This window comes from Salmonella sp. 32100201201700099SM (assembly GCF_017572645.1).
GTDB lineage: Bacteria > Pseudomonadota > Gammaproteobacteria > Enterobacterales > Enterobacteriaceae > Salmonella > Salmonella enterica.
The window spans coordinates 1-19,294 of sequence record NZ_JAGERQ010000016.1; the positions used below are offsets into that span (position 1 = coordinate 1).

Genomic DNA, 19,294 nt, shown 5'->3' on the forward strand with positions numbered 1-19,294 from the left:
TTTGCCTGGCGGCAGTAGCGCGGTGGTCCCACCTGACCCCATGCCGAACTCAGAAGTGAAACGCCGTAGCGCCGATGGTAGTGTGGGGTCTCCCCATGCGAGAGTAGGGAACTGCCAGGCATCAAATTAAGCAGTAAATTGATGTAAAAATAAGTGGTTGTAAAAGAATTCGGTGGAGCGGTAGTTCAGTTGGTTAGAATACCTGCCTGTCACGCAGGGGGTCGCGGGTTCGAGTCCCGTCCGTTCCGCCACCCTAATTAGGGGCGTAGTTCAATTGGTAGAGCACCGGTCTCCAAAACCGGGTGTTGGGAGTTCGAGTCTCTCCGCCCCTGCCAGAAATAATCCTTAGCATCTGCTAAGGATTTTTTTTTGCCTGAAATTACCTGATTATCTGATCAGGTAATCGTAAGTTCCCTTCTTTTTCTTTTCATCATTTTCATTGTTCATCCAGCACATCCGTTTTTAACAGATCGCAGATCAGCGAGTATTTATCGCTGTTTTGCAGCCAAATGGCGTATAGCGGCCGTGAAAGCGTTGCGCTGTCGGCAACGGTATGTAATCCGCCCTTTTCATTTGCCCAGTTTACAGGAAGCCAGCTACAGCCATTTAATGCGCTAAGCTGCTGTCGGGCGAGTTCGGCTGAGCTGGTTGTTAATACCGGTACTTCATCTGCTGCGATCAGCCCTGTTTCATGCTGTTGGAAGTCTGGTCCCCACTCCAGCCGCAGATAATTGAGTTCTGATTTCTTACGGGCAGGGCTGCTGCAATATAACGCCAAAGTGAAGTGCCCTAACAGCTGACTGCTGAACTCATCCATTTTGGGCGCTTCGGTAGTAATGAGGAGATCAAGCTGGCGTTCATGAAGTTGCTTCACAAGCGATTGCCGTTGAGCGATTCTGGCTTCGAACTGCAGGCCGCTTTGCGGCTCCTGTAGTTGGTACAGTCGACCCAGCCAGGCGTTAAGCATACACTCCCATAAAGACGCGCTGGCGCCGATGGAAAACTCGTTATGGCGTGAGGTATGCGCCACCTCTTTACGTGCCGCCTGCCACGTATTCATCAGCGTTTCCGCATACGGTAAAAGTTTTTCGCCAGCCGTGGTTAAACGGATATTGTTTCTGTGCCGCGTAAAAAGGTTTACGCCCAGTTGATTCTCCAGTTGCCTGATACGAAAGCTCACCGCGGATTGCGTCAGGTAAAGTGCTTCTGCGGCCCGCCCGAAATGGCGTGTCCGGCTAACTTCCAGGAAAGTTTTTAACAATTCCGTATCCACTGTGCTCTCCACAAAATTATTTTTCGTTATGATTTAAATGTTTTGTTTTACACTCTGTCAAGCGTAACTAATACTCCGCGCCATAAATAGCTCAGACAAAGAATTAGGAGCGTGCAGGATGGCGGAAAGCTTTACGACGACTAATCGATATTTTGACAATAAACATTATCCACGTGGATTCTCTCGTCACGGTGATTTCACGATTAAAGAGGCACAACTGCTTGAGCGTCATGGTCATGCCTTTAATGATCTGGATCTTGGCAAGCGTGAGCCTGTGACTGAAGAAGAGAAGCTGTTTGTAGCGGTATGTCGCGGTGAACGCGAGCCGGTAACGGATGCAGAACGCGTCTGGTCCAAGTATATGACGCGTATCAAGCGTCCAAAACGCTTCCACACCTTGTCTGGCGGCAAGCCGCAAGTTGAAGGCGCAGAAGACTACACCGAAGCTGATGATTAATAAATATCCTCCGGCATAGCCGGAGGTTTTTCTGATGCGCCTGTAAGGCTCTCTTACCAGCCGCGCCCTAACAGGCGCATACGATCTGACATTTGCATCAAACTTCGTTACTTACGGCCCGTAAACGGGCTGCTAGGATAAGGGATCGATAACTGCTCACCCATTTTATCCTCTTCAAGCTGGTGCTTTATGTAATCCTGTATCTTCGCCGTGTTCTTACCCACCGTATCGACGTAGTACCCTCTGCACCAGAACTCCCTGTTCCTGTATTTGAATTTCAAATCGCCAAACTGCTCATAAAGCATCAGGCTACTTTTTCCCTTCAGATAACCCATAAACCCTGACACGCTCATCTTCGGCGGGATCTCCAGAAGCATATGGATATGATCTGCACAGCATTCCGCTTCCAGAATGTTCACATTTTTCCACTCACATAGTTTCCTTAAAATGCTGCCTACCGCTCTACGCTTCTCTCCGTAGAACGCCTGTCTTCGGTATTTTGGCGCGAAAACTATGTGATATTTACAGTTCCATCGGGTGTGCGCTAAGCTCTTTTCGTCCCCCATTGGGACCCCCTTTTGATTTCTTGTTGAACTTTTGCAGTTGCCAGACCGCAAGATGTTTTAACAAATCAAAAGGGGTTTTAATAACTGGCTTAAAGCTGAAAGCTTTCCGGAACCCCCAGCCTAGCTGGGGGTTTTCCATAGACAATAAAAAGGGCGTAATGCCCTTTTTTTACGCCAACAGCTTTTGCAAATGAATTAACAACCTGTCTATCGCCCGATAGCTTACCGCCTCCTGCAAATGCTGACGCGAGATCTAGTCAGCCAGTTCTATGTCGGCAATGGTTCTGGCAACTTTTAGTAAACGCTGCCAGGCGCGAATGGATAATCCAAGATGCACCAGCGTGTCTTCAAGCCAGCGGGCGTCATCGTGATGTAAAACACAATATTTTTGGATTTCGCGACCCTCCAGACGCGCGTTTAACTTCTTCTGGCGTCGGTACTGCCGTTCATGGGCGGCGATGACCCGCTTTTTTACCGTAGCGCTGCTCTCACCCTTTGAGGCGTGTTGGCTAAGAATCCCGGGCGGAGGAGGCGGTATCTCAAGCGAAAGGTCAAAACGATCAAGAAACGGGCCTGACAACCGATTAAGGTAACGTAGTGTCTGTTCTGGCGTGCAGCGATTATGGTTTCCCTGATAATGTCCGGTCGGGCTGGGATTCATTGCGGCGATTAACTGGAACCTGGCAGGGTACGTTATTTTCGCTCTGGTACGGGATAAATGAATTTGACCGGATTCTATAGGTTCACGTAGCGCATCCAGTGTGCGTCGTTCAAATTCAGGCAATTCATCAAGGAATAAAATTCCGTTGTGCGCCAGCGATATCTCTCCCGGGGCGGGTATTGCGCCGCCGCCGACCATAGCAGTAAGTGAGGCGCTATGATGAGGTGAGCGAAAGGGACGTTGCTGCCATCGTTTTTGTACCGTATCGGCATTAACCAGACTGAGGATCGCGGCGCTTTCCAACGCCTCTTCATTGCTTAATGGTGGAAGAATCCCGCTCAGTCGACTGGCCAGCATGGTTTTACCCGTACCCGGCGGGCCGATCAATAGCAGATTATGTCCCCCTGCCGCTGTAATCTCCAGGCCGCGTTTACCCTGCTCCTGACCGATCACATCGCGAAGATCGGCAGTTGCGGTAGACGATGCCATATCCTGAGCTAAAGGTCTTTCCAGGGCGTGTTTCCCTTCCAGAAAGGCGCAGACGGTTTGTAGATGATCGGCGATAAAACATCCTTCTTTGCTGATAAGCCCAACCTCCGCCGCGTTCTCTGTTGCGACGATAATATTTCTGCCGGCCCTGATGGCTTCCGTTGCACTTGATATTGCGCCAGGAACGCCGCGTAATGCGCCTGTAAGCGCTAACTCACCCACCAGCTCATATGCCTCAAGATTCGACGCTGTAAGCTGCTCAGACGCGGCCAGAAGCGCAACAGCAATAGGCAGGTCATACCTTCCGCCCTCTTTCGGTAGATCGGCTGGAGCAAGGTTAATAGTTATTTTTTTAGCCGGAAATTCATATCCGCTATTAATAATCGCACTACGTACCCGGTCACGCGCCTCTTTTACCGTGGTTTCCGGTAGGCCAACCATGGTTAATCCCGGTAATCCATTACTGATATGCACCTCTATAGTGATAGGCGGCGCATTGACGCCAAGTGCGGCGCGAGTATGAACAATCGCCAGTGACATAATCCCTCCTGTTACGTGGATTATGCGGAATAGAAGAGAAAATCGAATTACTGACTTTTTGTTTTTTAGCGGCTGATTCCTGAATTTTGGCGTCATTTTCAGGTAAGAAACATCAAACTGGAAGAACGCTCGCAGAAGCGAAAAGAAGGAAAACAGGGTGTAAAGCGCACCAAAAGGGGGAGGAAAACGTGAAAATTTTTCAGTTGCTAATTTTTCTTATAAAAAACAAAGCCCTTTTAGGCATTCACCTGCATTATCTGAAACGTGGTTAAAAAAATATCTTGTGCTATTGGCAAAACCTATGGTAACTCTTTAGGTATTCCTTCGAACAAGATGCAAGAATAGACAAAAATGACAGCCCTTCTACGAGTGATTAGCCTGGTCGTGATTAGCGTGGTGGTGATTATTATCCCACCGTGCGGGGCTGCACTTGGACGAGGAAAGGCTTAGAAATCAAGCCTTAACGAACTAAGACCCCCGCACCGAAAGGTCCGGGGTTTTTTTTTGGCCTGAAAAACTTAAGCGAGGAGCAGAGCGTGAATAACAGCATAAAATTCTGTTTCTCAAGATTTACGACGGGGATGTAACTATGAACGGGGCACAGTGGGTGGTACATGCTTTGCGAGCGCAGGGGGTGAAAACCGTATTTGGTTATCCTGGCGGCGCAATTATGCCGGTTTACGACGCGTTGTATGACGGTGGTGTGGAGCATTTGTTGTGCCGACACGAGCAGGGTGCCGCAATGGCGGCAATCGGTTATGCCCGTTCTACTGGCAAAACCGGTGTTTGTATCGCCACCTCGGGCCCTGGCGCCACTAACCTGATCACTGGCCTGGCGGATGCGTTGTTAGATTCGGTCCCCGTTGTCGCGATCACGGGTCAGGTTTCCGCCCCGTTCATCGGTACCGATGCGTTCCAGGAGGTGGATGTGTTAGGGCTGTCGCTGGCCTGTACCAAACACAGCTTCCTGGTGCAGTCGCTGGCAGAGTTGCCGCGCATCATGGCGGAGGCTTTTGAAGTCGCCAACGCTGGCCGTCCCGGACCCGTTCTGGTGGATATCCCGAAAGATATCCAGTTGGCCAGCGGTGAGCTGGAACCCTGGTTTACTACCGTCGATAACGAAGCGACTTTCCCGCAGGCTGATGTGGAACAGGCGCGCCAGATGCTGGAACAGGCGAAAAAACCCATGCTGTACGTCGGCGGTGGTGTTGGTATGGCGAAGGCGGTTCCGGCGCTGCGTAAATTTATCGAGGTAACGCAAATGCCAGTTACCTGCACGCTGAAAGGTCTGGGGGCTGTTGAAGCTGATTATCCGTACTATCTGGGCATGCTGGGAATGCACGGTACTAAAGCGGCTAATTTCGCGGTGCAAGAGTGTGATTTACTGATCGCAGTGGGTGCACGTTTTGATGACCGGGTGACCGGTAAGCTGAATACGTTTGCGCCTAACGCCAGCGTAATCCATATGGATATCGACCCGGCGGAAATGAACAAACTGCGTCAGGCACACGTCGCGTTGCAGGGCGATTTAAATTCGCTGTTGCCGGCATTACAGCAACCGCTGAAGATCGACGCATGGCGTCAGTCTTGTGCAGAGCTGCGCGCAGAACACGCCTGGCGCTATGACCATCCTGGCGAGACTATCTATGCGCCGTTGTTGTTGAAGCAATTGTCGGAACGCAAACCCGCAGACAGTGTGGTGACGACGGATGTGGGGCAGCATCAGATGTGGTCAGCCCAGCATATGACTTACACCCGCCCGGAGAACTTCATCACTTCCAGCGGTCTGGGGACGATGGGATTCGGCTTACCGGCGGCCGTTGGCGCGCAGGTAGCGCGACCGAATGATACCGTTATCTGTATCTCCGGTGACGGCTCCTTCATGATGAATGTTCAGGAGTTGGGCACCGTAAAACGCAAGCAGTTACCGTTGAAGATAGTCTTACTCGACAACCAGCGGTTAGGGATGGTTCGACAATGGCAGCAACTGTTTTTCCAGGAGCGATATAGCGAAACCACCCTGACCGATAACCCCGATTTCCTCATGCTGGCCAGCACCTTCGGCATTCCAGGCCAGCACATTACTCGTAAAGACCAGGTTGAAGCGGCACTCGACACGATGTTGGCAAGCGAAGGGCCGTACCTGCTTCACGTCTCAATCGACGAACTTGAAAATGTCTGGCCGTTGGTGCCGCCTGGCGCCAGTAACTCTGAAATGCTGGAGAAATTATCATGATGCAACATCAGGTCAATGTATCGGCACGCTTTAATCCAGAAACCTTAGAACGTGTTTTACGCGTGGTGCGCCATCGTGGTTTTCAGGTGTGCTCCATGAATATGGAAGCCGCGACCGATGCGCAGAATATAAATATTGAATTGACCGTTGCCAGTCCCCGGTCGGTCGACTTACTGTTTAGTCAGTTAAGTAAACTGGTAGATGTTGCGCATGTCGCAATCTGCCAGAGCGCTGCCACATCACAACAAATCCGCGCCTGAGCGCAAAAGGAAGAAAAATGACGACGAAAAAAGCTGATTACATTTGGTTCAATGGCGAGATGGTGCGCTGGGAAGACGCGAAGGTTCACGTAATGTCTCACGCGCTGCACTACGGTACGTCGGTATTTGAAGGGATTCGGTGCTACGACTCTCACAAAGGCCCGGTAGTGTTTCGTCATCGTGAACATATGCAGCGCCTGCGCGACTCAGCAAAAATTTATCGTTTTCCGGTTTCCCAGAGCATTGATGAGCTGATGGAAGCCTGCCGCGACGTAATTCGTAAAAATAATCTGACCAGCGCCTATATCCGTCCGTTGGTATTTGTAGGCGATGTCGGTATGGGCGTTAACCCGCCCCCGGGATACACCACTGACGTCATCATCGCCGCGTTCCCGTGGGGGGCATACCTGGGCGCCGAAGCGCTGGATCAGGGGATCGATGCGATGGTTTCTTCCTGGAACCGCGCTGCGCCGAACACCATTCCGACCGCCGCCAAAGCGGGCGGGAACTATCTTTCCTCACTGCTGGTGGGTAGCGAAGCGCGCCGCCACGGCTATCAGGAAGGCATCGCCCTGGATGTAAACGGCTATATATCCGAAGGCGCAGGCGAAAACCTGTTTGAGGTAAAAGATGGCGTGCTGTTTACTCCGCCGTTTACCTCTTCCGCGCTGCCAGGCATTACTCGCGACGCGATCATCAAACTGGCGAAAGAGCTGGGTATTGAAGTGCGTGAGCAGGTGCTGTCCCGTGAATCGCTGTATCTGGCCGACGAAGTGTTTATGTCCGGAACTGCGGCAGAAATTACTCCGGTACGCAGCGTTGATGGTATCCAGGTAGGCGAAGGCCGTTGCGGCCCTGTTACCAAGCGTATCCAACAAGCCTTCTTTGGTCTCTTCACTGGAGAAACCGAGGATAAATGGGGCTGGTTGGATCCGGTAATTTCATAATAAATAAAATTAATATTTTCCCAAAATAATTTGCGTCACAGGAAGGCGGCAACGCAGCGAATCCCCTGGAGCTTACTGTAGTAAGTGACTGGAGTGAGGCAGCCAACGCACCTGTGGCGTGAAGTATGAAGGGAAAAGATGGGGAGTAAATAAAGCATGCCTAAGTACCGTTCCGCCACCACCACTCATGGTCGTAATATGGCGGGTGCCCGCGCGCTGTGGCGCGCCACCGGAATGACCGACAGTGATTTTGGCAAACCGATTATCGCCGTGGTGAACTCATTCACTCAGTTTGTGCCGGGTCACGTTCATCTGCGCGATCTCGGTAAGCTGGTCGCCGAACAGATTGAAGCTTCCGGCGGTGTGGCGAAAGAGTTCAACACTATTGCCGTGGATGACGGGATCGCCATGGGGCACGGGGGTATGCTCTATTCACTGCCGTCGCGCGAGCTGATCGCCGACTCCGTGGAGTACATGGTGAACGCTCACTGCGCTGACGCGATGGTGTGTATCTCCAACTGCGACAAAATCACCCCAGGGATGCTCATGGCCTCGCTGCGCCTGAATATTCCGGTGATCTTTGTCTCCGGCGGCCCGATGGAAGCCGGGAAAACCAAACTGTCCGATCAGATCATCAAGCTCGATCTGGTTGATGCCATGATTCAGGGAGCGGACCCGAAAGTCTCTGACGATCAAAGTAACCAGGTTGAACGCTCCGCCTGTCCAACCTGCGGCTCCTGCTCCGGCATGTTTACCGCTAACTCCATGAATTGCCTGACCGAAGCGCTGGGCCTGTCGCAGCCGGGCAACGGCTCGCTGCTGGCGACCCATGCTGACCGGAAGCAGTTGTTCCTCAATGCTGGTAAGCGGATTGTTGAACTGACTAAACGCTATTACGAGCAGGATGACGAAAGCGCACTGCCGCGTAACATCGCCAACAAGGCGGCGTTTGAGAATGCGATGACGCTGGATATTGCGATGGGCGGTTCGACCAATACCGTTCTGCATCTACTGGCGGCGGCGCAGGAAGCGGAAATCGACTTCACCATGAGTGATATCGACAAGCTGTCCCGCAAGGTGCCGCAGCTGTGTAAAGTGGCGCCAAGTACCCAGAAATACCATATGGAAGATGTTCACCGTGCCGGCGGTGTGCTGGGTATTTTAGGCGAGCTGGATCGCGCCGGGCTGCTGAACCGCAACGTGAAAAACGTATTAGGCCTGACGCTGCCGCAAACGCTGGAACAGTACGACATCACGGTTACGCAGGACGAAGCGGTTAAAAAAATGTTCCGTGCTGGCCCTGCCGGTATCCGTACTACCCAGGCGTTCTCTCAGGATTGTCGCTGGGATTCGCTGGATGACGACCGCGCAGCGGGTTGCATCCGCTCGCTGGAATATGCCTATAGCAAAGACGGCGGTCTGGCGGTGCTGTATGGCAACTTCGCCGAAAACGGCTGCATCGTAAAAACCGCGGGCGTGGATGACAGCATCCTTAAATTTACCGGTCCTGCCAAAGTTTACGAAAGCCAGGACGATGCGGTAGAGGCGATTCTCGGCGGCAAAGTAGTGGAAGGCGATGTGGTCGTAATCCGCTACGAAGGGCCGAAAGGCGGGCCGGGAATGCAGGAAATGCTCTATCCGACCAGTTTCCTGAAGTCGATGGGGCTGGGCAAAGCCTGCGCGCTCATCACCGATGGGCGTTTCTCCGGCGGTACTTCGGGTCTTTCCATCGGCCACGTCTCGCCGGAAGCGGCCAGCGGCGGCACTATTGCGCTGATTGAAGATGGCGACACCATTGCGATTGATATCCCGAACCGCAGCATTCAGTTGCAGTTGAGCGAGGCTGAAATCGCCGCACGCCGCGAGGCGCAGGAAGCTCGCGGCGATAAAGCCTGGACGCCGAAAAATCGTCAGCGTCAGGTTTCGTTTGCCCTGCGTGCCTACGCCAGCCTGGCGACCAGCGCCGATAAAGGCGCGGTGCGCGATAAATCGAAACTGGGAGGTTGATGATGGCGGAATCTCAACCTCTGTCAGTCGCGCCGGAAGGGGCGGAGTATCTGCGCGCGGTGCTACGCGCGCCAGTATACGAAGCGGCGCAGGTGACGCCGCTGCAAAAAATGGAAAAGCTCTCGTCACGTCTGGACAACGTTATTCTCGTCAAACGCGAAGACCGGCAGCCGGTACATAGCTTTAAGCTGCGCGGCGCTTACGCGATGATGGCCGGATTGACCGAAGAACAAAAAGCCCACGGCGTGATTACCGCGTCGGCGGGGAACCATGCACAGGGCGTGGCGTTCTCCTCCGCGCGGCTTGGCGTGAAGTCTCTGATCGTCATGCCAAAAGCAACGGCGGATATTAAAGTCGATGCGGTACGCGGTTTTGGCGGCGAAGTGCTGTTGCACGGCGCTAATTTTGATGAAGCGAAAGCGAAAGCTATTGAGCTGGCGCAGCAGCAGGGTTTTACCTGGGTGCCGCCGTTTGATCACCCAATGGTGATCGCCGGGCAGGGCACGCTGGCGCTGGAACTGCTTCAGCAGGATTCGCATCTCGATCGTGTCTTTGTGCCGGTTGGCGGCGGCGGCCTGGCGGCGGGCGTAGCGGTACTGATCAAACAATTGATGCCGCAAATCAAAGTGATTGCCGTCGAAGCGGAGGATTCCGCCTGCCTGAAAGCGGCGTTGGAAGCCGGTCATCCAGTGGATCTCCCGCGCGTTGGGTTATTTGCTGAAGGCGTGGCGGTAAAACGCATCGGCGACGAAACCTTCCGCCTGTGCCAGGAATATCTCGACGACATTATTACAGTCGATAGCGACGCGATCTGCGCGGCGATGAAAGACCTGTTTGAAGATGTGCGTGCGGTGGCGGAGCCGTCCGGCGCGCTGGCGCTGGCGGGGATGAAAAAATATATCGCCCAGCACAATATTCGCGGCGAACGCCTGGCGCACGTCCTTTCCGGCGCCAACGTCAACTTCCACGGCTTGCGCTATGTGTCTGAACGCTGCGAGCTGGGGGAACAGCGCGAAGCGTTACTGGCGGTGACCATTCCGGAAGAAAAGGGGAGCTTCCTCAAATTCTGCCAGTTGCTTGGCGGGCGTATGGTCACCGAATTTAACTACCGTTTTGCCGACGCGAAACATGCCTGTATTTTTGTCGGCGTACGCGTCAGTCAGGGGCTGGAGGAACGAAAAGAGATTATCACCCAACTGTGCGACGGCGGTTATAGCGTAGTGGATCTCTCCGACGATGAAATGGCGAAGCTGCATGTGCGCTATATGGTCGGCGGGCGCCCCTCCAAGCCATTACAGGAGCGTTTGTATAGTTTCGAATTTCCGGAGTCGCCCGGCGCGTTGCTCAAATTCCTGCATACGCTTGGCACGCACTGGAATATTTCGCTATTCCATTACCGCAGCCACGGTACCGATTATGGCCGCGTGCTGGCGGCGTTCGAGTTAGGCGATCATGAGCCGGATTTCGAAACCCGGCTGCATGAACTGGGCTATGAATGCCATGATGAGAGCAATAACCCGGCGTTCCGGTTCTTTCTGGCGGGTTAATTCAGCGTTTAGTTTTTCGGGCCCACAAAGTAAAGTGGGCCTAATATCCAGATATTATCTTCCCTCAGTTATTGGGCTTTCCTGCCAGCCCGGAGCATCCACTCATTTCATTTTGCGAGACGTTTTCCAGAAGGCGCCCAATCTGCTTGTGGTGAAACTCGGCTCACCATATCGTTAGCACCGCCATCACTTGCACCTGCTAAAAACAATGTATAAAATTTTATACAAAAAGATGTTATGTTACTCACCCGAGCTCTCTCCAATGAAAAAGAAATTCGATGGGTGGGATCTTCTCTGGAGGATCTCCTGGCTTTTCCCATAACGGTACGTAAAGCAGTCGGTTATCAGCTTCACAAAATTCAGTATGGAATTGAACCCGATGACTGGAAACCGTTTTCAGAAATTGGGGCTGGGGTAAATGAAATTCGTATTCGTAACAACAATGGTATCTATCGCGTTATGTATGTCGCTAAGTTTGCAGAAGCACTCTACGTTTTGCATAGTTTCCAAAAACAGACGCAACAAACCAGTCAGCATGATAAAAACATCGCCAGAACGCGTTATAACCGGGTGGTGCAACAACGGAGAAACAGCTTGTGATTGCCAAAACTGATAGTGATATTCGCCATGTGACGCCATCTGGCGGTAATGTTTTTGCTGATTTGGGGTTTCATAAGCAGGACGCAGAAAAGTTTTACGCTGATTCCCTGAATGAAATCGAAAACACGTTAGCCATTAAACAACAGCTAATGGAAGAAATTACCCTCTGGATTACGCAAAACCAGATGAAGCAAGTCGAGGTTGCTACAGTTTTGCATATATCCCGACCGCGCGTTTCGGATGTCGTCAACAAGAAATGCAGCAAATTCACCATTGATGCTCTGGTGAATATGCTTAGCCGTATTGGGAAGCCTGTTCGGGTAATGGTAGGGCCGTAAAACTAATTCGGTAAAATCTTCCAGAACGCATCAATTAGCGGCTCATGCAGCCGCTTTTTTTGCGCGCAGACGCCAAGCTCAAACGGCGTTTTTTCATCACTGCGTTCTAAAATCATCACCCGGTTGCGCACCGGCTCCGGACTGTTTTCCAGCACCACTTCCGGCAGCAGCGCCACGCCGCAGCCCAGCGCCACCATTGAGACCATCGCTTCGTGACCGCCGACGGTGGCGTAAATCTGCGGATTGCTGATTTTATGGCGGCGAAACCACAGCTCAATGCGGCGGCGTACCGGTCCCTGATCGGCCATGATAAACGGCACCGTTGACCAGTCGGGCTTATCAACCGACACCTGATTACGCACCGGGCAGGGCAGCGCCGGGGCGATCAGCACCACCGCCAGATTTTCCAGCATCGAAAACGCCACCGCGCCGGGCAGCGTTTCTGGTTTGCCGGCGATTGCCAGGTCCGCTTCTCCCGTTACCACCTTTTCCATCGCATCGGCGGCGTCTCCGGTCGTCAATTTGATTTCAACAGAAGGGTGTTCGGCGCGAAAACGGTCGAGAATCGGCGGCAGGTGGCTGTACGCCGCAGTCACTGAACAGAAGATATGGAGTTCGCCGGAAAGGGACGGCCCCTGCTGATCGAGGGTATGGCGCAACTGCTGATATTGCAAAAGCGTCTGTTGGGCAAACACTCGCAGCTCTTCACCCGCTTCGGTCAGCGTGACCGTACGGTTATCGCGCACAAACAGCGGCTGGCCGAGGTCTTCTTCCAGCCGCTGAATCTGTCGGGAAAGGGTGGAAGGACTGACATGCATCGCCCGCGCGCTGCGGCCAAAATGGCGGCTTTCCGCCAGATGCAGGAAGGTTTTTAGATCGCGTAAATCCACAGACAGACCTCCGATTTTTGACGTTGCATAAACCGCAACATAACGTTGTGAATATATCAATTTCCGCAATAAATTTCCTGTTGTAATGTGGGTTCATTCGCACAGATAGCAATCTGTAAACCGAACAATAAGCGCGACAACACAACATCACGGAGTACACCATCATGGCTAACTACTTTAATACACTGAATCTGCGCCAGCAGCTGGCGCAGCTGGGTAAATGTCGCTTTATGGGCCGCGACGAATTCGCCGACGGCGCGAGCTACCTGCAGGGTAAAAAAGTGGTCATCGTCGGCTGTGGCGCTCAGGGTCTGAACCAGGGCCTGAACATGCGTGACTCCGGTCTGGATATTTCCTACGCCCTGCGTAAAGAAGCTATTGCTGAGAAGCGCGCCTCCTGGCGTAAAGCGACCGAAAACGGCTTCAAAGTAGGCACCTACGAAGAGCTGATCCCGCAGGCTGACCTGGTGGTTAACCTTACGCCGGACAAACAGCACTCCGACGTTGTACGTTCTGTACAGCCGCTGATGAAAGACGGCGCAGCGCTGGGTTACTCCCACGGCTTCAACATCGTCGAAGTGGGCGAGCAGATCCGTAAAGACATCACCGTGGTGATGGTGGCACCGAAGTGCCCGGGCACCGAAGTACGTGAAGAATACAAGCGTGGCTTCGGTGTGCCAACGCTGATCGCCGTTCACCCGGAAAACGATCCGAAAGGCGAAGGTATGGCGATTGCTAAAGCCTGGGCTGCGGCCACCGGCGGTCACCGTGCGGGCGTACTGGAATCTTCTTTCGTGGCGGAAGTGAAATCTGACCTGATGGGCGAGCAGACCATTCTGTGCGGTATGCTGCAGGCCGGTTCTCTGCTGTGCTTCGACAAGCTGGTGGCAGAAGGCACCGACCCGGCATACGCCGAAAAACTGATTCAGTTCGGCTGGGAAACCATCACCGAAGCGCTGAAGCAGGGCGGCATCACCCTGATGATGGACCGTCTGTCTAACCCGGCGAAACTGCGTGCTTACGCGCTGTCCGAACAGCTGAAAGAGATTATGGCGCCGCTGTTCCAGAAACACATGGATGACATCATCTCCGGCGAATTCTCTTCCGGCATGATGGCTGACTGGGCGAACGACGATAAGAAACTGCTGACCTGGCGTGAAGAGACCGGTAAAACCGCGTTCGAAACCGCGCCGCAGTTTGAAGGTAAAATCGGCGAGCAGGAGTACTTCGATAAAGGCGTTCTGATGATCGCGATGGTGAAAGCGGGCGTTGAGCTAGCGTTCGAAACCATGGTCGATTCCGGCATCATCGAAGAATCCGCTTACTACGAATCACTGCACGAGTTGCCGCTGATTGCCAACACCATCGCCCGTAAGCGCCTGTACGAAATGAACGTGGTTATCTCCGATACCGCAGAATACGGTAACTACCTGTTCTCTTACGCTTGCGTACCGCTACTGAAACCGTTTATGGCGGAATTGCAACCGGGCGATCTGGGTAGTGCTATCCCGGAAGGCGCGGTAGACAACGCACAGCTTCGCGACGTGAACGACGCGATTCGTAGTCATGCGATTGAGCAGGTAGGTAAGAAACTGCGCGGCTATATGACGGATATGAAGCGTATTGCGGTAGCGGGTTGATATACCTTGTCGGGTGGCGCTAGCGCTTACCCGACCGACAAAATCAAGCAGACGATGTAGGTCGGGTAAGGCGTAGCCGCCACCCGGCTTTTTATTTACGATACAATACCTTAATGATGTGGTAACCGAACTGGGTATGCAGTGGGCCGGTTGGCTCCAGTACCGGGCAGGAAAAGACTACTTTATCGAATGCCGGAACCATCTGGCCCTGACGAAATTCGCCTAAATGACCGCCTTTTTTACCGGATGGGCAGATAGAATGCTTCTTCGCCAGCTTCTCAAAATCGCCGCCGTTTTTAATTTGCTCCAGAAGATCTAAAGCCAGTTTCTCTTCTTTTACAAGAATATGCAGTGCTGCTGCCATTTTTGCCATTATTGTGTTCTCACGTCGCAAAGATTGGCCGTCACTTTATCACTCCTTAGGCCGTCAGACATATACTCTTCGCCATTACAGGACAGATGTCCCGCCTGATTTAATGAACCGGGAGATAAGCGGCATTTTTAGCGGGCGTATTTCGGATGGGCGGGACGACGGTCCTGTCCTTTCTGACAAGGGGCGAGATACCATGAACATAATGAAAAACGCAGAATTTCCAGACGACTGGCTTTTAGGGCTACGCCAGGTCGTACGCGACCCAGTGCTCTATGAATTACTCAAATACTGCCCGTTGGAAATCATGCAGTGCTGGCGATTTGACGACATTTCCCGCGGCGCGCTTATCTGCCGCCAGGGGGAAACATGCCAGCAATTTTCGCTCATCGTGGCCGGCGAAGTGGATGTTTTTTACGAAGCTGAAGATGGACGCCGTTACCGGCAGGCGCGTTATGGCAAAGGAGACATGCTGGGCGAGCTAGAGATATTTGAGTCGCGGCATTACATCTGTTCTGTCGTAGCCGTCGGCAATGTACAGCTACTTAGCCTGCCGCAAGCACATTTTTGCCGCTGGCTGGCGCTGGATAACCACTTTAACCAGCGAATGCTGCGGTTTTTCAGCCAACAGTATTACCAGTTGTCGAAAAAGGCCAGTAGCGACAATTTGTACTCGCTGCATCAGCGCGTATGCCAGGCATTATGGCTGCGTTATCAACAATATGAATCAACCACTATTTTGCTTGATAAGCAGAATCTTGGTCAGGAATTTGCGGCGGCGACGCGCAGTATCAACCGGATACTGCACGATCTGAAATCGCTGAACATTATCGATACCGACGGTGAGCGGATCATTTTACTGGCTCCTGAAAAACTCAAACAGGAGGCGGAAATCTGAACCTCTCAGAACAATAAGGAGAGGGAGATGCAACCCCATATTCGGCTTAACACAAGCATGACCCGCGCGAAATATGCGCTTTTGCCCGGCGATCCCGGGCGGGTGGATAGAATCGCCCGTTTTCTTGATAAGGCTGAGATTCTGGGGCAAAACCGGGAGTTTCGCGCGGCGCGCGGCTGGTACCAGGGGGTTGAAATAGTCGTGCTCTCCACGGGAATCGGCGGACCGTCAACCGCTATCGCCATTGAGGAGTTACGCCAGGTTGGCGTCAACACGCTAATCCGTATCGGTAGTTGCGGCGCGGTGGCTGACGACGGCGCCAGCAAAACCTATGCGCCCGCCAGTTATCCGGCCTGTGCGGACCCTTATCTTACCGCCACGCTGATACAGCAGGCGAAACAGATGAACATCTCTGCCGTTTGCGGGCTGGTGCGCAGCCATGACAGTTTTTATACCGATCGCGAAGCTGAACTGGATGCCGAATGGTCGGCCAGGGGAGTTCTCGGCGCGGATATGGAAACCGCCGCGCTGATGGTGGTGGGAGCGTTACGTGGGCTGCGTACCGCGTCGTTGCTAAACGTGGTCGTCGCGCATAGTGGCTGTCTGGAGAGCAGCATTAACCATTATGTTCAGCAGGAAACCTTGTGCCAGCAAGGTGAAGAGCGCCAGATTTCTCTGGCGCTTCAGGCCATTTATTTCGATAGTTTGCAAGGAGAGCAATGATGGACTTTTTCAGCATTAACAATGTAATGGTCAACATTCCTCTCGGCGAGGGTGGGTATGCGCTATCGTGGATTGAGGCTATCGGTACCGTCTTTGGCTTATTGTGCATCTGGTGCGCCAGCCGGGAAAAAATCATTAATTACCTGTTTGGCTTGATTAACGTCACTCTGTTTGCCGCCATCTTTTTTCAGATTCAACTGTATGCCAGCTTGCTACTTCAGGTGTTTTTCTTTGCGGCGAATATTTACGGCTGGTACGCATGGAGCCGGCAGAATGACGCCCGGGAAGCCGCTCTGAAAGTACGCTGGCTTTCTTGTCAACAAACATGGAGGTTGGGGGGCATATGTATTATTAGCATTCTGCTGATGACGTGGTTTATCGATCCGGTCTTCGCTATGTTGACCCGCGTTATGCTCGCTCTGCTGCAAACGGTAGGTATGCAGGTGGCGATGCCTGAACTCCAGCCGGACGCGTTCCCGTTCTGGGATTCCACCATGCTGGTGTTGTCGATTGCGGCGATGGTGCTGATGACCCGCAAGTACGTGGAAAACTGGCTGCTGTGGGTGATTATTGATGTAATTAGCGTCGTGATCTATGCAGTACAGGGCGTTTATGCGATGTCGCTTGAGTATGTTCTGCTGACGGCGATCGCGCTAATGGGTTCTTACAGTTGGATCAAGAGCGCACAGCGTAATGGCTATACGTCGCTTGCCGCCAGAGCCTGCTGATTGACCTTTTCCAGGCTGCCTGAAAAAGCAGCCTGGTCTTCTCTGGGCCTCGCTTTCTGCTACAATCCCTCCCCCGTTCGAAGATTGAGCACTATTCCTATGCGTTTAAATCCTGGCCAACAACACGCTGTCGAATTCGTCACCGGACCCTGCCTGGTGCTGGCAGGAGCGGGTTCTGGTAAAACTCGCGTAATTACCAATAAAATCGCCCACCTGATCCGCGGATGCGGCTATCAGGCCCGGCATATTGCGGCGGTGACGTTTACCAACAAGGCAGCGCGTGAGATGAAAGAACGTGTCGGGCAGACGCTCGGCCGTAAGGAAGCGCGCGGTTTGATGATCTCCACCTTTCATACGCTAGGGCTGGATATTATTAAGCGCGAGTACGCTGCGCTGGGGATGAAATCGAACTTTTCATTGTTTGACGATACCGACCAGGTCGCCTTGCTCAAAGAGCTGACCGAAGGCCTGATCGAAGACGACAAGGTTCTGTTGCAACAGTTGATCTCCACGATCTCCAACTGGAAAAACGATCTCAAAACGCCTGCACAGGCAGCGGCGGGGGCGAAAGGTGAACGCGATCGTATTTTTGCCCACTGCTACGGGCTTTACGACGCCCATATGAAGGCATGTAACGTTCTCGATTTTGATGATTTGATTTTGCTGCCGACGCTGCTGCTGCAACGCAATGACGAGGTGCGCGAGCGCTGGCAGAATAAAATTCGTTATCTGCTGGTGGATGAATATCAGGATACTAACACCAGCCAGTATGAGTTGGTTAAGCTGCTGGTTGGGCAACGCGCGCGCTTTACGGTCGTAGGCGATGACGATCAGTCTATCTACTCCTGGCGCGGGGCGCGTCCGCAAAACCTGGTGTTACTGAGCCAGGATTTTCCGGCGCTGCAGGTGATTAAGCTGGAGCAAAACTATCGTTCTTCGGGCCGCATCCTGAAAGCGGCAAATATTCTCATCGCCAACAATCCGCACGTCTTTGAAAAGCGCCTCTTTTCCGAACTCGGTTACGGCGCGGAACTCAAAGTGTTAAGCGCAAACAATGAAGAGCATGAAGCTGAGCGCGTTACCGGCGAACTGATTGCCCATCACTTTGTGAACAAGACCCAGTACAAGGATTACGCCATTCTGTATCGCGGGAATCATCAGTCGCGGGTATTTGAAAAATTCCTCATGCAGAACCGCATTCCGTACAAAATTTCCGGCGGCACCTCATTTTTCTCCCGTCCGGAGATTAAAGACTTGCTGGCCTATCTGCGGGTGTTGACCAACCCGGATGATGACAGCGCTTTCCTGCGCATCGTGAATACGCCAAAACGCGAAATCGGCCCGGCCACTCTGCAAAAGCTGGGTGAATGGGCAATGACGCGTAATAAAAGCCTTTTTACCGCCAGCTTTGATATGGGGCTTAGCCAGAAGCTGACCGGACGTGGTTACGATTCATTGACGCGTTTTACCCACTGGCTGGGGGAAATCCAGCGTCTGGCCGAACGTGAGCCTGTCGCCGCCGTGCGCGATCTCATCCACGGTATTGACTATGAATCCTGGTTGTACGAAACCTCGCCGAGCCCCAAAGCGGCGGAAATGCGTATGAAAAACGTTAACCAGCTCTTTAGCTGGATGACTGAGATGCTGGAAGGCAACGAACTCGATGAGCCGATGACGCTCACCCTGGTGGTTACACGCTTTACGCTGCGCGATATGATGGAGCGCGGCGAGAGCGAAGAAGAGCTGGATCAGGTACAGTTGATGACGCTTCATGCGTCGAAAGGACTGGAATTCCCGTATGTCTATATGGTGGGAATGGAAGAAGGATTTTTGCCGCATCAAAGCAGCATTGACGAAGACAATATTGAGGAAGAGCGTCGGCTGGCCTATGTCGGGATCACTCGTGCGCAGAAAGAGCTCACCTTTACATTATGTAAAGAGCGCCGTCAGTATGGGGAACTGGTGCGCCCGGAACCCAGCCGCTTCCTGTTAGAACTACCGCAGGATGATTTAATCTGGGAGCAGGAGCGCAAAGTGGTAAGCGCGGAGGAGCGAATGCAAAAAGGGCAAAGTCACCTGGCTAATCTGAAAGCCATGATGGCGGCAAAGCGAGCGAAATCGTAG

The 19,294-nt window shown here is 52.9% G+C and carries 19 protein-coding genes, 2 tRNA genes, 1 rRNA gene and 1 pseudogene; 18 read left to right on the top strand and 5 right to left on the bottom strand.

The window, feature by feature from the left end; genetic code table 11:
- Positions 1–4 precede the first annotated feature (4 nt).
- The 3 genes from rrf (at position 5) to J4685_RS20815 (ending at position 335) form a co-directional block, all read left to right on the top strand.
- Positions 5–120: ribosomal RNA gene (rrf, locus tag J4685_RS20805) — 5S ribosomal RNA — on the top strand.
- A gap of 54 nt (positions 121–174) precedes the next feature.
- Positions 175–251, top strand: a tRNA-Asp gene (locus J4685_RS20810).
- An 8-nt stretch (positions 252–259) separates the two neighbouring features.
- Positions 260–335: transfer RNA gene (locus tag J4685_RS20815), tRNA-Trp, on the top strand.
- A gap of 101 nt (positions 336–436) precedes the next feature.
- Here J4685_RS20815 and hdfR read toward each other — a convergent pair.
- Entirely contained in the window at positions 437–1,285 is an 849-nt protein-coding gene (hdfR, locus tag J4685_RS20820; protein WP_001541181.1) for an HTH-type transcriptional regulator HdfR, read from the bottom strand.
- 106 nt (positions 1,286–1,391) lie between these two features.
- Between hdfR and maoP the strand changes: the two genes are divergently transcribed.
- Positions 1,392–1,730 (top strand): macrodomain Ori organization protein MaoP, encoded by a 339-nt coding sequence (gene maoP / locus J4685_RS20825; protein ID WP_000840996.1) that lies wholly within the window; start codon positions 1,392–1,394, stop codon positions 1,728–1,730.
- Between the two features lie 107 nt (positions 1,731–1,837).
- On the opposite strand, the gene tnpA is transcribed toward maoP, so the two are convergent.
- Entirely contained in the window at positions 1,838–2,296 is a 459-nt protein-coding gene (gene tnpA, locus J4685_RS20830) for an IS200/IS605-like element IS200F family transposase (protein ID WP_000502114.1), read from the bottom strand.
- 169 nt (positions 2,297–2,465) lie between these two features.
- A pseudogene (locus J4685_RS20835) lies at positions 2,466–3,986 on the bottom strand (YifB family Mg chelatase-like AAA ATPase).
- Between the two features lie 351 nt (positions 3,987–4,337).
- On the opposite strand from J4685_RS20835, the gene ilvL reads away from it, so the two are divergent.
- From ilvL to J4685_RS20880, 9 genes are all read left to right on the top strand, one after another.
- On the top strand, positions 4,338–4,436 hold the full coding sequence (gene ilvL / locus J4685_RS20840; protein ID WP_001311244.1) for an ilv operon leader peptide: 99 nt from the start codon (positions 4,338–4,340) through the stop codon (positions 4,434–4,436).
- 86 nt (positions 4,437–4,522) lie between these two features.
- Entirely contained in the window at positions 4,523–4,573 is a 51-nt protein-coding gene (gene ilvX, locus J4685_RS20845) for a peptide IlvX (RefSeq protein ID WP_192930503.1), read from the top strand.
- 2 nt (positions 4,574–4,575) lie between these two features.
- Positions 4,576–6,222, top strand: coding sequence for an acetolactate synthase 2 catalytic subunit (gene ilvG, locus J4685_RS20850; RefSeq protein WP_001012562.1), 1,647 nt, complete (start codon positions 4,576–4,578; stop codon positions 6,220–6,222).
- Positions 6,219–6,482, top strand: coding sequence for an acetolactate synthase 2 small subunit (ilvM, locus tag J4685_RS20855; RefSeq protein WP_000983260.1), 264 nt, complete (start codon positions 6,219–6,221; stop codon positions 6,480–6,482). The genes ilvG and ilvM overlap by 4 nt, the downstream gene beginning before the upstream one ends.
- Positions 6,483–6,499: 17 nt before the next feature.
- Positions 6,500–7,429 (top strand): branched-chain-amino-acid transaminase, encoded by a 930-nt coding sequence (gene ilvE, locus J4685_RS20860; protein ID WP_000208527.1) that lies wholly within the window; start codon positions 6,500–6,502, stop codon positions 7,427–7,429.
- A gap of 156 nt (positions 7,430–7,585) precedes the next feature.
- On the top strand, positions 7,586–9,436 hold the full coding sequence (gene ilvD, locus J4685_RS20865; RefSeq protein WP_001127439.1) for a dihydroxy-acid dehydratase: 1,851 nt from the start codon (positions 7,586–7,588) through the stop codon (positions 9,434–9,436).
- Between the two features lie 2 nt (positions 9,437–9,438).
- Positions 9,439–10,983 (top strand): threonine ammonia-lyase, biosynthetic, encoded by a 1,545-nt coding sequence (ilvA, locus tag J4685_RS20870; protein WP_010989250.1) that lies wholly within the window; start codon positions 9,439–9,441, stop codon positions 10,981–10,983.
- Positions 10,984–11,265: 282 nt separating this feature from the next.
- Positions 11,266–11,583: a type II toxin-antitoxin system RelE/ParE family toxin gene (locus J4685_RS20875; RefSeq protein WP_000535853.1), complete on the top strand. Its 318-nt coding sequence runs from the start codon at positions 11,266–11,268 to the stop codon at positions 11,581–11,583.
- On the top strand, positions 11,580–11,921 hold the full coding sequence (locus J4685_RS20880; RefSeq protein ID WP_000560825.1) for a helix-turn-helix domain-containing protein: 342 nt from the start codon (positions 11,580–11,582) through the stop codon (positions 11,919–11,921). The genes J4685_RS20875 and J4685_RS20880 overlap by 4 nt, the downstream gene beginning before the upstream one ends.
- Positions 11,922–11,923: 2 nt before the next feature.
- On the opposite strand, the gene ilvY is transcribed toward J4685_RS20880, so the two are convergent.
- A complete protein-coding gene (ilvY, locus tag J4685_RS20885) occupies positions 11,924–12,811 on the bottom strand; it encodes an HTH-type transcriptional activator IlvY (RefSeq protein ID WP_000365798.1) in 888 nt (295 codons plus the stop codon).
- Between the two features lie 164 nt (positions 12,812–12,975).
- Here ilvY and ilvC point away from each other — a divergent pair, with 164 nt between their 5' ends.
- Entirely contained in the window at positions 12,976–14,451 is a 1,476-nt protein-coding gene (gene ilvC / locus J4685_RS20890; protein WP_000024943.1) for a ketol-acid reductoisomerase, read from the top strand.
- 91 nt (positions 14,452–14,542) lie between these two features.
- Here ilvC and ppiC read toward each other — a convergent pair whose 3' ends face one another.
- Positions 14,543–14,824 (bottom strand): peptidylprolyl isomerase PpiC, encoded by a 282-nt coding sequence (gene ppiC / locus J4685_RS20895; RefSeq protein WP_001096806.1) that lies wholly within the window; start codon positions 14,822–14,824, stop codon positions 14,543–14,545.
- Positions 14,825–15,017: 193 nt separating this feature from the next.
- Here ppiC and J4685_RS20900 point away from each other — a divergent pair, with 193 nt between their 5' ends.
- The 4 genes from J4685_RS20900 to rep all read left to right on the top strand — a co-directional run bounded on the left by J4685_RS20900 (position 15,018) and on the right by rep (position 19,294).
- Positions 15,018–15,719, top strand: coding sequence for a Crp/Fnr family transcriptional regulator (locus J4685_RS20900; protein ID WP_001024343.1), 702 nt, complete (start codon positions 15,018–15,020; stop codon positions 15,717–15,719).
- A 27-nt stretch (positions 15,720–15,746) separates the two neighbouring features.
- Positions 15,747–16,442 carry a nucleoside phosphorylase gene (locus tag J4685_RS20905; protein ID WP_001182431.1) on the top strand — a complete coding sequence of 232 codons (696 nt, stop codon included), beginning with the start codon at positions 15,747–15,749 and terminating at the stop codon, positions 16,440–16,442.
- Positions 16,442–17,170: a nicotinamide riboside transporter PnuC gene (gene pnuC, locus J4685_RS20910; RefSeq protein WP_011233214.1), complete on the top strand. Its 729-nt coding sequence runs from the start codon at positions 16,442–16,444 to the stop codon at positions 17,168–17,170. The genes J4685_RS20905 and pnuC overlap by 1 nt, the downstream gene beginning before the upstream one ends.
- Positions 17,171–17,269: 99 nt before the next feature.
- The gene (gene rep, locus J4685_RS20915; protein WP_001238839.1) at positions 17,270–19,294 is read left to right on the top strand and encodes a DNA helicase Rep; all 2,025 of its coding nucleotides are present in this window, start codon (positions 17,270–17,272) and stop codon (positions 19,292–19,294) included.

Excerpts from the sequence above, each read along its gene's own strand:
- ppiC (WP_001096806.1), bottom strand. The coding sequence starts at position 14,824 with ATGGCAAAAATGGCAGCAGCACTGCATATTCTTGTAAAAGAAGAGAAA.
- ilvC (WP_000024943.1), top strand. The coding sequence starts at position 12,976 with ATGGCTAACTACTTTAATACACTGAATCTGCGCCAGCAGCTGGCGCAG.
- maoP (WP_000840996.1), top strand. The coding sequence starts at position 1,392 with ATGGCGGAAAGCTTTACGACGACTAATCGATATTTTGACAATAAACAT.
- J4685_RS20900 (WP_001024343.1), top strand. The coding sequence starts at position 15,018 with ATGAACATAATGAAAAACGCAGAATTTCCAGACGACTGGCTTTTAGGG.
- ilvE (WP_000208527.1), top strand. The coding sequence starts at position 6,500 with ATGACGACGAAAAAAGCTGATTACATTTGGTTCAATGGCGAGATGGTG.
- tnpA (WP_000502114.1), bottom strand. The coding sequence starts at position 2,296 with ATGGGGGACGAAAAGAGCTTAGCGCACACCCGATGGAACTGTAAATAT.
- ilvA (WP_010989250.1), top strand. The coding sequence starts at position 9,439 with ATGGCGGAATCTCAACCTCTGTCAGTCGCGCCGGAAGGGGCGGAGTAT.
- ilvD (WP_001127439.1), top strand. The coding sequence starts at position 7,586 with ATGCCTAAGTACCGTTCCGCCACCACCACTCATGGTCGTAATATGGCG.
- ilvM (WP_000983260.1), top strand. The coding sequence starts at position 6,219 with ATGATGCAACATCAGGTCAATGTATCGGCACGCTTTAATCCAGAAACC.
- ilvL (WP_001311244.1), top strand. The coding sequence starts at position 4,338 with ATGACAGCCCTTCTACGAGTGATTAGCCTGGTCGTGATTAGCGTGGTG.
- pnuC (WP_011233214.1), top strand. The coding sequence starts at position 16,442 with ATGGACTTTTTCAGCATTAACAATGTAATGGTCAACATTCCTCTCGGC.
- ilvG (WP_001012562.1), top strand. The coding sequence starts at position 4,576 with ATGAACGGGGCACAGTGGGTGGTACATGCTTTGCGAGCGCAGGGGGTG.
- rep (WP_001238839.1), top strand. The coding sequence starts at position 17,270 with ATGCGTTTAAATCCTGGCCAACAACACGCTGTCGAATTCGTCACCGGA.
- J4685_RS20905 (WP_001182431.1), top strand. The coding sequence starts at position 15,747 with ATGCAACCCCATATTCGGCTTAACACAAGCATGACCCGCGCGAAATAT.